The following is an 11,320-nucleotide window of genomic DNA, read 5'->3' as shown; positions in this document are numbered from 1 at the left end:
TTGATGAAGGCGCGATCCTCAGTACGTGGCACGCACGGTCAGCATGAAGTTGCGCGGGTCGCCGTAGACGTTGCCGTAGGTCGAGGTGCCGACTGTCTGGTAGTACTTCTTGTCGAACAGGTTGTTGCCGTTGAGTGCGACGTTCCAGTGTTCATCGAGCTGGTAGTCGACCAGGGCGTTCCACACCGCGTAGCCGCTTTGCTGGTAGTCGAACGGCACGTTGCTCTGCACCACGTTGCCATTGCCGTCATAGGTGGAGGCGGTGCCGCTGACCTTGGTCGCGCTCTGGATATCGACGCCGCCGCCGACGCGGAACTTCGACCAGTCGCCCGGCAGGCGGTAGGTGGTGAACAGCTTGGCCATGTGCTTGGGCGTGACGGTGCTCAGCTGGCCCCCGGCGGTGCGGTTCTTGTTGAGGTTCAGGGTGTAGCTGGCCATCAGCATCCAGTCCGGCAGCAGCTCGCCGGAGATTTCCATGTCGACGCCCTTGCTGGTCACCTCGCCGCCGTTGACGTAGCAGCAGTTGCCGCCGAACAGCACGGAAGTGGCTTCGTACTGCGGGTCCAGCACGGCCTGGTCTTCACGCTTGGTGTAGTAGAGCGCCACGCTGGTGTTCACCGTGCCGCCCAGCAACTCGCCCTTCAGGCCGGTTTCGTAGGTCTTGCCGGTCATGGGGTCGAGGGTGCTGCCGCTGCCCAGCGGGCCGGCCATGTAGTTCTGCTGCGGCTTGAAGATTTCCGCGTAGCTGGCATAGGCGGCCCACTCATCGGTGAGGTCGTAGACGATGCCGCCAAACGGGGTGGTCTTGGTCGGCTCGCGCATGTCGACGCGCGACTGCACGCCCCATACGCCATTGGCCAGGCTCTGGTAGGTCTGGTCGAACTTGTAGTGCTGCACCCGCGCGCCGAGGATCAGGTGCAGGGGGTCGGCCAGCTGCAGGCGCAGGCTGGAGTAGAGGCCGTACTGGGTCTGGCTGTTGGGGCTGTAGTCGCGGGTGACGTCCGGGCGCACGCCGGGGTCGGTCCAGGGCGTGGAGTTCGGGTCGAACACGTCCACCGCGCCGCCGGCGCTGGCAAAGCGCGGCGTGCCCTGCCAGCGGCTGTCGATGTCCTGGTAGTCGCCGCCGACGGTGAGCTGGTGGTTCAGGCCGAACAGGCTGAAGTTGCCCGAGACGTTGGCGTCCCAGAGGTCCTGCTCGCTCCACTGGGTGATCCAGGTGCCGTAGCGGGTGACGCCGGTGCCGGTCACCGGGTTCACCGAGCCCAGGGTGGTGGCGTTGTTGGTCTCGATGGTGTCGTAGATGTTGGTGTAGCTGAGGTTGAGCTTCCAGTCGTCGTTCAGGCGGTGGTCGAGCTTGGCGAAGTATTCGCGGGAGAAGCCGTCGGCGTAGGCCCAGGTGGTGGACAGCCCGGTGTGCCGCGGCAGGCCCAGGTCGACGCCGTTGCTGTAGCGCGGCAGGGCATTGGCGGTACCGGTCTCGTGGACCTTGTTGAAGCGCAGCCCGCCGGTGAGCATGGTGTCGTCGGTGACGTCGGCTTCCAGCACGCCGTAGAAGATCGGCTTGTCGGTGGCGCGGTTGTCGGTGAAGTACTGGCGGTCCTGGTAGGCCACCACCGCACGCCCGCGCAGCTTGCCGTCGAAGCCCAGCGGGCCGGTGACGTCGAGCTCGCTGCGGTAGTTGTCCCAGGTGCCGGCGGAGGCGCTGAACTTGAGCTGGTAGGTATCCAGCGGGCGCTTGCGCACCAGGTTGATGATGCCGCCAGGGTCGCCGGTGCCGCCGAACAGCGCGGAGCTGCCGCGCAGCACTTCGACATGGTCGAACTCGGCCATGTCGTAGACGTTGGAGGAGTAGAACGAGCCCGCGGTGGTTCCCAGCGCCATGGGGGCAGCGCCATCGAGCTGGATGTTCTGGATGGCGAAGCCGCGCGAGTAGAAGTCCTGGATGCGGAAGGTGTTGCTCTGCACGGTGATGCCCGGCACGGCCTTCATGGCGTCGTTGAGGTCGGCGATCTGGCGGTCATTCATCAACTGGCGGGTGAGCACCGAGATCGACTGCGGGGTTTCCTTCAGCGAGGTCGGTGTCTTCGAGCCGACGCTGGTCAGGCCCGGCGTGTAGCTGCCGGAGTTCTCGGTGGCCTGGCCCATGCCCTGGCCCATGATGGTGGTGTCGCTCATTTCCAGGGCGGCGTCGTCCTGTGGGATGAGCACCAGCTGGTAGCGGTTGCCGCTGCCCTGCTGCGTACTGCGTTGGGCGCTGAGGCCGCTGCCCATCAGCATCAGGTCCAGCGCTTCCTCGGCGCTGTAGTTGCCGCGCACGGCCTGGCTCTGGCGGTCGCGGGTCAGCTCGGCGTCAGCGGCCAGCAGCAGGCCGGTCTGCGCGGCCAGTTCGTTGAGCTGGCGGGCGAGGGGGCCGGCGGGGATGTCGAAGTTCTGCCGTTGAGCTTGCTCGGCGATGGCGGTGGAAGGCGCCGAGAGTGGGCCGACGGTGGCCAGGCTCAGGGCAATGGCGAGAAACAGGGGATGCTTTTTGCTCGGGAAGTGCTGGTCTTGGCGTGACATTCCGGTTCCTTGGCGTCCGGTTATTAGGGGTGTTTCCTAGTAATCCGAAGCAGGACGGAAAATCGGAACCATTCTCGAAAACTTTTTTCTCGGGCGCGAAACCTGAATTGGCAGATGCGTCGGCAGTTCGCGAGCAAGCTCGCTCCTACAGCTGGGGTTGGGTTCTTCGTAGGAGCGAGCTTGCTCGCGAACCGGGGCTCGACTCGGTTGCCTAGCGGCGCGGGACCACTGTCATCCACCAGTCGAAACGCCGCTGCACGCGCACCGGCAATGCTTCTTCGAGTTGCGCCAGGGCCTGGTCGGTATCGGCCAGCGGGAAGCTGCCCATGACGCGCAGCCGTGCCACCGCGGGGTCGACACCCAGGTGCCCACGCCGGTAGCCGCCCAGCTCCTCGATGAATTGCGCCAACGGCATGTCCTCGGCCAGCAGCAGGCCACGGCTCCAGGCTTCGCGGCGGGCTTGGGCGTGCGTCACGGCGCCGGCTTCGCGGGCATCGAAGATGACGCCCTGGCCTGCCTTGAGGACGAGGCTGGCGCCACTGTCCTGCAGGGTGGTGCGCACCGCGCCCTGGTAGACGTTGAGCTGTGTGCGCGGGCCGAGCTCGCGCACGCTGAAGCGGGTGCCCAGCGGTTGCAGCAGGCCGGCACGGGTGCGTACCTGGAAGGGGCGGCTGTCGCCGTGCCCGGTCTCGATCAACACTTCACCGGCGTACAGCACCAGCTCGCGGCGGCCATCGTCGAAGTGCACGTCCAGCGCGCTGTCGCTGTTGAGCCAGAGTTGCGTGCCGTCGCTCAGCCGTTCGCTGCGGCGCTCGCCGATCGCCGTGCGGTACTGCGCGCGCCAGGCGTGCAGGCTGTCGATGGGGTTGGCGCGCCAGCCCAGCCAGCCGAACAGGCCGGCGCCCGCCAGCACGCTGAACTGGCTGAGCAGCCGGCGGCGCGTCTGCTTGCCGTTGCGCAGGGTGGCCAGCGTGCGGTGTGCTGCGGGGCCTTGCTGCTGGATGCCGGCGAAGCGCTGGCTGATCCGTTCGATGTAGCTCCAGGCCAGGCGCTGCGCCTCGCCCTGGTCGAGCCAGCGGCGCCATTGGGCGTGCAGCTCGGCGTCGTTGGGCGCCTCCTGCAGGCGCGCGAACCAGTCGGCGGCGCTTTCCAGCGTGGCGTGGTCGAGGCCGGGTTTTGCACTCATTGCAGCACTCCGTCGAGTTCCGCTTCGAGCAGGGCGCACTGGAACATGGCCTGGGCGATGTACTTGGTCACGCTGCGCACGGAAACGCCCAGCTCCTCGGCGATTTCCCGGTAGCCCAGGCCGTGCAGTTGCGACAGGCTGAAGGCGGCGGCGACCTTGGGGGGCAGGCGCTCCAGCAGGTCCTGCAGCTGGCCGAGGGTTTCGAGGATGATCGCCTGGTGTTCCTGGGACGGCCAATGGCTTTCCGGCACCTGCGCCAGGGCTTCGAGCCAGGCCTTTTCCAGTTGCTTGCGTCGCCAGAAGTCGACGCACAGGTGCAGCGAGATGCGGCTCAGGTAGGCGCGGGCGTGCACGTCGCTCTCGAACTCCCGCGGCTGCGCCAGCAGGCGTACGAACACGTCCTGGGCCAGTTCGGCGGCGTCGCTGGCGTTGCCCAGGCGGCGGTTGATCCATTGCTGGATCCAACCGTGGTTCTCGCGATAGAGGCTGGCCACTTGGGCGCGGTGGGCGCAGGCGATGGGTCGTGTCATGGGAGGCCGGGCGAGAATCCATGCAAATGCGAATTATTATCAAAATAACCGAATGCCCGGCCTCAGGGCAATCCTCTGGGCAATCGCGCTGCGCAGGTAATCTCCTCAGGGCGCCAAAAAGGGCTGCATCTGCGTGCCGAACCAATCGAGGAATACGCCCAGCCGACGCGAGCGCTGGCGGCGGTTGGGGTAGAGCATCGATACCGGCATGGGAGCGGGCCGGTGCCCGGGCAGGACTTCCACCAGCGCGCCGGCATCGAGCAGGTGCTGCACGTCGAACAGCGGCACCTGGATCAGGCCGAGCCCGGCGCAGCAGCTGGCGATATAGCTCTCGACATTGTTGACGATGACCCGGCTGGGCAGTTCGATGCTGTGTTCGCGGCCCTCGTCGATGTACTCCCAGGGCCACGCCTGGCCGTCGGTGGATGGGCTGTAGCCGATGGCCTGGTGGCCCTTGCGCAGGTCGTCCAGGTGGCGTGGCACGCCGTGCTCGGCGAGATAGGCGGGGCTCGCGCAGTTGACCAGCAGCACCTGCCCCAGCGGTTTCACCACCAGGCTGCTGCTGGCCAGCCGGCCGAAGCGGATGACGCAGTCGACGCCTTCGCTCACCGGGTCGATGAGCCGGTCGGTGGAGCCCAGCCCCAGTTGCAGGCGCGGGTACTGGCGGAGAAATTCCGGCAGGGCGGGAATCAGCAGGCGCCGGGCGATGCGGCTGGGTACGTCGACATCCAGGCGCCCGCTGATCTGTTGCGGGTGCGTCTGGAACAGTTGGTCGACCTCGTCGTACTCATGCAGCAACTGTCGGGCTCGCTCCAGCAATTGCAGGCCATCCGCCGTCAGGCTGACCTTGCGCGTGGTGCGATGCAGCAGGCGCGTGCCGACGCCGGCTTCCAGTTGCTGGACGGCAGCGGACACCGTCGCGCGGGGCAGCTTGAGCACCCGCGAGGCCTGGATGAAGCTGCCCAGCTCGGCGACCTGGATGAAGATGCGGTACTGCTCGATGCGCTCCATGGCACCTCGGGGGGCAAGCCGGCGCCAGCCTGGCGCGGGGACGCCGGAGCGGCGGCCAGGGCCGGTCCGGCGTCACGGGGTTACTTGGTGGTATAGCCGCCATTGATCAGCAGCGTCTGCCCGGTGATCCACCAGCCGTCGCTGACCAGGTGGCGGATGAAGGGCACCACGTCCTCGATGTCGGTCAGGCCGGTCTTCGAGAAGGGTGACAGGGCGGCGGCGGTCTTGTGGTAGTTCACCGCGTCCTGGCCTTCGGCCGGGTAGAAGAACGGCGTGTCCATCGGCCCCGGGCCCACGGCGGTGACGGAGATACCGCGTTCGCCCAGCTCCTTGGCGGCGGCGCGGGTGAAGTGCTCCACCGGTGCCTTGCCTCCGGCATAGGCGGCATAGAAGGGCGTGAAGGCGCCCAGCAGCGAGGTGACGATGGTGCAGATCTTGCCGTTGTCGTTGAGGTGCTTGCCGGCTTCCTTGATGAAGAAGAACGCCGACTTGGCGTTCACCGCCATCATCTCGTCGTACTCGGCTTCGCTGATCTCGGCCATGGGTTTCTTCAGCACCTTGCCGACGGTGTTGATGGCGATGTCCGGCTTGCCGACGGCAGCGAGTGCATCGGCGAAGAGCTTCTCCACCGCGCCGGCGCGGGTGAGGTCGGCTTGCAGGGCGACAGCCCTGGCGCCCAGTTCCTGCAGCGCGGCAACGGTCTTGTCGGCCTCGGCCTTGCTCGAGGCGCTGTTGTAATGCACCGCCACGGCGGCGGCTCCCTGTGCGGCGAGGTCACGGGCGATGAGCCCGCCGAGGTTCTTCGCTCCTCCGGCGATGAGTACCACTTTTCCCTTGATCGAATGGTCGGCCATGCTGGTCAGTCCTGCTGGGTTGAAGGCAAGCCTGAGTCTAGTGGGGCAGGCGACGAAGATAATTCCGTGGTGATGGGATGGACTGTCCAGGCGCGCTGGACAATCGTGGCCCACGGTTTTGGCGAGGGGCCGCGGCGCGTGACGCAAAAAAACAGGCCGGCGGTGGTGCCGCCGGCCTGCCTGTTGCGGCCCGATCAGGGCGTGACGATGTTGAACCAGAAGTCGAAGTTGTCCATGTAGCTCATCAGCTCGTCCAGCTTGCCCTGGTCGCCCTGCACCTTGAGCTCGCCCGATCCTTCCGCGTCCTTCAGCGTGGTCTGCTTGAGCATCAGCTTGTTCAGGGTGTCGCGGGTCAGGGTGATGGTGGCGTCGGCATCTTTCGCCTGCGCGCCTTCGGTGTGGTTGAGCACGCCGTTGACCATCTCCAGGGTGTACTTCTGCTTCAGGTCGGTGAAGTCGAAGTTGAGGGTGATGTGCTTGTCCGCGACTTCAGGCCCTTTCAGGCGCATGGCCAGGTAGTCGAAGAACAGGTCCAGGTCCATCGCCTTGACGGTATCGGGGCTGGCGGTGTCCGGGGTCGGCAGCTTCTGTACGCCGTTGCGCAACTCTTGCGCGCCGGTCAGGTAGAAGTTGCGCCACGGGCCGCTCTCGGCCTGGTAGCCGAGCTGTTCCAGTGCATCGGCCTGCAGGTTCTTCGCCGCCTGGTTGTTCGGGTCGGCGAAGACCACGTGGTTGACCACCTCGGCCACCCAGCGGAAGTCACCCTTGTCGTAGTACTCCTTGGCTTTCTTCAGCACGGCGTCGGCGCCGCCCATCATGTCGACGTAGCGCTTGGCTTCCTCTTCGGGCGGCAGTTCCCAAAGGGTGGCGGGGTTGCCGATGAACCAGCCCAGGTAGAGCACGTAGGTGGCCTTGACGTTATGGTTCAGCGAGCCGTAGTAGCCACGGTTGGAGAAGCGATCGGCGATGCCCTTGGGCAGTTTCACCTGCTCGGCGATCTCGGTCATGGTCAGGCCCTTGTTGGCCAGGCGCAGGGTCTCGTCGTTGATGTAGCGGTACATGTCGCGCTGCGAGGAAAGCTGGTCGCGCACTTCCTTGTTGCCCCAGATCGGCCAGTGGTGCATGGCGTACATCACCTGCACGTCGTCGCCCCACATCTTCAGCGCCTCGTTGAGGTACTTCGACCAGGGCAGCGGCTCACGGATCTTCGCGCCGCGCAGCGAGTAGGTGTTGTGCAGGGTGTGGGTGGAGTCCTCGGCGGTGTTGAGGGCCTTCTTCTCCTTGATGTAGTACATCATCTCGGCCGGCGCCTCGCTGCCCGGCGCGTAGAGGAACTCGTAGGTGAGGCCGTCGATGACGCGCTTCTCGCCGGTCTTGGAGATGATGTCGGTCGGCGGGATCAGGGTCACGGTACCGGCGGAGGTGGTGGTGCCCAGGCCGGCGCCGAGCTGGCCGGTTTCGCTGGGCGGCAGCAGGTTGCCATACATGTAGCTGGCGCGGCGGCTCATCGCGGTGCCGGCCATGACGTTCTCCGCCACGGCGTGTTCGAGGAAGCCCAGCGGCGCGTAGATCTTCACCTTGCCGGCCTTCACGTCCTTCTCGTCGACCACGCCGCGCACGCCGCCGTAGTGGTCGACGTGGCTGTGGGTGTAGATCACCGCGACCACCGGTTTTTTCGGCCGGTGCGCGTAGTAGAGGTCGAGCGCTGCCTTGGCGGTCTCGCTGGAGATCAGCGGGTCGAAGATGGTGATGCCGCTCTTGCCTTCGACGATGGTCATGTTCGACAGGTCGTAGTTGCGCACCTGGTAGATGCCGTCGGTGACTTCGAACAGGCCGGAGATGTTGATCAGCTGCGATTGCCGCCACAGGCTGGGGTTGGTGGTGGCCGGCGCGGCTTCGCCTTCCTTGATGAAGTTGTACTTGGCCGGGTCCCAGATCATGTTGCCCTTTTCGCCTTTGATCGGCTCGGTGGGCAGGGGCGCGATGAATCCCTTGTGAGCCAGTTCGAACGAGGTCTTGTCGTTGAACGGCAGCTCCTGGAGCAACGCGTCGTTGGCGGCCTTGGTGGCGTCGGTGGCCGGCTTCGGCTGTTCGGCAGCCCAGGCCTGGGTGGTCATGGAAATGGCCGCAGCCAACAGGAACGATGAGCTGAATTTCCAGAGCCTGGCAGCTCCCTGGCCATCCATTGCATTCGAAGATTGCGCGATCAGTTTCATTTCAAGCTCCTTCTTGCTTGATGCGCTGTACCCTTCGAGGTAACTGCCAGCGAGTTTTGGGTGTTCACTGCATCGGGTTTCGGGGCCTCATGTGCGCTGCATAGGTGGGGCCGGGTCGCTCATCAGCATGCCGGGGCGCTGGCAAGGCACGCGCCTTCACGCCCGGCCTGGTCCATCCAGATGCCGGTCGCGGCGACCGTGCCGGAAAATAGGATACAAAGTGATGTCGCAATGGTGGCGCGGTCGATCCTCTTTGCGCCTGGTACGCATGCTGTCATCGAGCATCCCCTGCTGGTCCCTGACGGGCATTCACCGCCTGCGGGCAGTTGAATGGCATTCGTTGCGAATCCGGCCTGGAGACAGCTGGGCCTAGTCCCGTGCAGGATCCGTGCGTGCAGATGAGCCTAGATAGCGATAGGGGATATGCAACCGGGTTTTTGCTGCGAGACGCGATCAATGTGCCCTGCACGACACAACAGCGGGCACGAAACGTATCCAATCTGCATGTTGAGACGGGCTGAGGTCGCGGCGTTGACGACGTTTCGCGGAATGCAGCGAGCTTTCGCGGAGTGGCGGCTGTCATGAATTGAATTACTTCCGCCACAGGCTGCGTTTCGCGATGTGTCGCAAGGTTCTGCCTTGCATCGGGCCCGGCGTGTCGGTCAGCATGCCGGCCGCCTTTTCGAAAAGATGCTCCGCCCATGCGCCGCCTGCCTTCGCTTACCGCCCTGCGTACCTTTGAGTCCGCTGCCCGCCACGCGCACTTCGGCCGCGCCGCCGCCGAGCTGTGCGTCACCGACAGCGCGGTCAGCCACCAGATTCGCCAGTTGGAAGAGCAGCTGGGGGCGACGCTGTTCGAGCGCCAGGGTCGCCAGGTGCAGCCCACTCCCCAGGCGCGCCGCCTGCTGCACAGCCTGCAACAGGCCTTCGAGCTGATCGGCACGGCGTGCGATGAGCTGCGCGATCCCGGGTCCCAGGCCCAGCTGCATGTGGCGGTGACGGTCGAGCTGGCGCAGAAGTGGTTGGTGGGCCGGCTGGCGGATTTCGCCGAACGCTACCCGGAGATCGTCCTGCACCTGCACGAACAGCCGCTGGAGGCAGCGGGGCCAGCCGCGGAGATCGACCTGGCGATCACCTACGGTACCGGCCCGGCAGACGCGAGCAGCTATTTCGTGCGGCCGTTGCCGACCCTGCAGTTCTTCCCGGTGTGCAGCCCCAGCCTGTTCAACCAGTCGCCGCTCAAGCATCCGCGTGACCTGGCGCGGCATTGCCTGCTGCACGACGACCAGGACGGCAAGTCCTGGACTGCCTGGCTGACCACCCATGCCAGCGACATCCGCCCCAGCCGGCACGTTTACCTCGGCCACGCCGGGCTGACCATGGAGGCGGCGGTGCGCGGGCAGGGCGTGGCCATCGGCGACAACCTCACCAGCGCCGAGGACCTGGCCAGCGGCCGGCTGGTCCGGCCCTTCGCCGCGCAGATCACCTCCCTGGGGCAGTACGCCCTGGTCTGCGAGCGCCTGCGTCTGGAGAAGCCGGCGGTGGCGGACTTCATCGAGTGGTTTACCGATCAACTGGTTGATAGCTGATGCGGGTGGAGATCGCGTTGGAGCGGGCTCTGTTGGCGATCGACTGACCTCCGTTCCAGTACGCCAGGGAGCCGGGCGAGACCATCGCGGACGGCGTCCGCTCCTGCTTTGCATGGAAATTCATCGTTTTTGCAGATGAATGATGAATCCAGTTCAGGTATTCCGCGAAATTCATCAATGGTGTCCGCCGCTCCGGGTCGGCAACCTTGGGCCATTCCCCTCCCTGAATCCGGAGCGTCACGATGTCCCGTACCCACTCGACAATGCCCAAGGCGGACGGCTTCCGCCTGCCCGGTGAATTCGAACCCAAGGCCCGCTGCTGGCTGGGCTGGCCGGAGCGGCCGGACGTCTGGCGCAACGGCGGCAAGCCGGCGCAGAAGATCTGGGTCGAGGTGGTGACGGCCATCGCCAGCAGCGAGCCGGTCACCGTCTGCGCTTCCGCCGCGCAATACGCCAACGCCCGCCGCATGCTGCCCGAGCAGGTGCGGGTGGTGGAAATGACCTGCAACGACACCTGGTTCCGCGACAGTGGCCCGGCCTTCCTGGTCAATGACGAAACCGGCGAGATGCGTGGCGTGGACTTCCAGTTCAACGCCTACGGTGGTCTCGACGGCGGCCTCTACTACCCCTGGGACAAGGACGACCAGATCGCGCAGAAGATCCTCGAGATCGAAGGCTTAGACCGCTATCGCGCGTCGATCATCGCCGAGATGGGCAGCATCCGCAGCGACGGTCAGGGCACCCTGCTGACCACCGAGCAGTGCCTGCTCAACTGCAACCGCAACGCTCACCTGGGCAAGGAGGAAGTCACCCGCCGGCTCTGCGATTACCTGGGCGCCGAGCAGGTGATCTGGCTGCCCCGTGGCTGCAAGTTCGACGAAACCGATGGCCACGTCGACGATCTTGCCTGCTTCGTGCGGCCCGGCGTGGTGGTGATGCAGTGGACCGACGACCGCGACGACCCGCAATGGGAGATTTATCAGGAGGCCTACGACGTGCTGCGCAGCGCGCGCGATGCCCGCGGCAATGCGCTGGAGGTGCACAAGCTGCTACAACCGCGGGTGCTGGAGTGGACCGCTGCCGAAGCCGAGGGACTGGACCAGGTCGATGGCAGTTTTGATCGCCAGGAAGGCACGAAGATCTGCGCCTCCTACATCAACTTCTATACCGGCAATTCCGCCATCGTCATGCCGTTCTTCAACGACCCCAACGACCGCATTGCCCAGGGCGTGCTGGCCGAGCTGTTCCCGGAGAAGCGCGTGATCGGCATCGACAACTCGCGGGAAATCCTCCTGGGCGGCGGCAACATCGGCTGCATCACCATGCCCCAGTACGCGGTGCCGGTGCGCCGCAGCTGAGTCGTTTCAGGGAAACG

General features: G+C 65.6%; 9 protein-coding genes. 2 read left to right on the top strand and 7 right to left on the bottom strand.

The features are described from left to right. Positions 1-18: 18 nt before the first annotated feature. From RS899_RS14100 to RS899_RS14075, 6 genes are all read right to left on the bottom strand, one after another. Positions 19-2,559: a TonB-dependent siderophore receptor gene (locus RS899_RS14100; protein WP_315810277.1), complete on the bottom strand. Its 2,541-nt coding sequence runs from the start codon at positions 2,557-2,559 to the stop codon at positions 19-21. Between the two features lie 211 nt (positions 2,560-2,770). After that, positions 2,771-3,745 carry a FecR domain-containing protein gene (locus RS899_RS14095; protein ID WP_315810276.1) on the bottom strand — a complete coding sequence of 325 codons (975 nt, stop codon included), beginning with the start codon at positions 3,743-3,745 and terminating at the stop codon, positions 2,771-2,773. Further along, positions 3,742-4,275, bottom strand: a complete 534-nt coding sequence (locus tag RS899_RS14090) for a sigma-70 family RNA polymerase sigma factor (protein ID WP_315810275.1) — start codon at positions 4,273-4,275, stop codon at positions 3,742-3,744. Before RS899_RS14090 ends, RS899_RS14095 begins: the two co-directional genes overlap by 4 nt. A gap of 105 nt (positions 4,276-4,380) precedes the next feature. Further along, positions 4,381-5,286: a LysR family transcriptional regulator gene (locus RS899_RS14085; RefSeq protein ID WP_315810274.1), complete on the bottom strand. Its 906-nt coding sequence runs from the start codon at positions 5,284-5,286 to the stop codon at positions 4,381-4,383. Between the two features lie 80 nt (positions 5,287-5,366). Next, a complete protein-coding gene (locus RS899_RS14080) occupies positions 5,367-6,140 on the bottom strand; it encodes an SDR family oxidoreductase (protein WP_054908563.1) in 774 nt (257 codons plus the stop codon). Positions 6,141-6,334: 194 nt separating this feature from the next. Then, entirely contained in the window at positions 6,335-8,257 is a 1,923-nt protein-coding gene (locus RS899_RS14075; protein WP_233297774.1) for an alkyl/aryl-sulfatase, read from the bottom strand. 800 nt (positions 8,258-9,057) lie between these two features. Here RS899_RS14075 and RS899_RS14070 point away from each other — a divergent pair. Beyond that, complete coding sequence (locus RS899_RS14070) at positions 9,058-9,945, top strand: LysR substrate-binding domain-containing protein (protein WP_054908564.1); 888 nt, start codon at positions 9,058-9,060, stop codon at positions 9,943-9,945. On the opposite strand, the gene RS899_RS14065 is transcribed toward RS899_RS14070, so the two are convergent. Continuing rightward, positions 9,920-10,120, bottom strand: coding sequence for a hypothetical protein (locus tag RS899_RS14065; RefSeq protein ID WP_139092928.1), 201 nt, complete (start codon positions 10,118-10,120; stop codon positions 9,920-9,922). The genes RS899_RS14070 and RS899_RS14065 overlap by 26 nt on opposite strands. A 67-nt stretch (positions 10,121-10,187) precedes the next feature. Here RS899_RS14065 and aguA point away from each other — a divergent pair, with 67 nt between their 5' ends. Further along, positions 10,188-11,303, top strand: a complete 1,116-nt coding sequence (gene aguA / locus RS899_RS14060) for an agmatine deiminase (protein ID WP_315810273.1) — start codon at positions 10,188-10,190, stop codon at positions 11,301-11,303. The last annotated feature ends 17 nt before the right edge of the window (positions 11,304-11,320 follow it).

Source organism: Pseudomonas sp. C9-3, assembly GCF_032392015.1.
Classification (GTDB): Bacteria; Pseudomonadota; Gammaproteobacteria; order Pseudomonadales; family Pseudomonadaceae; genus Pseudomonas; species Pseudomonas nitroreducens.
This window is presented reverse-complemented; position numbering and strand designations above follow the sequence as displayed.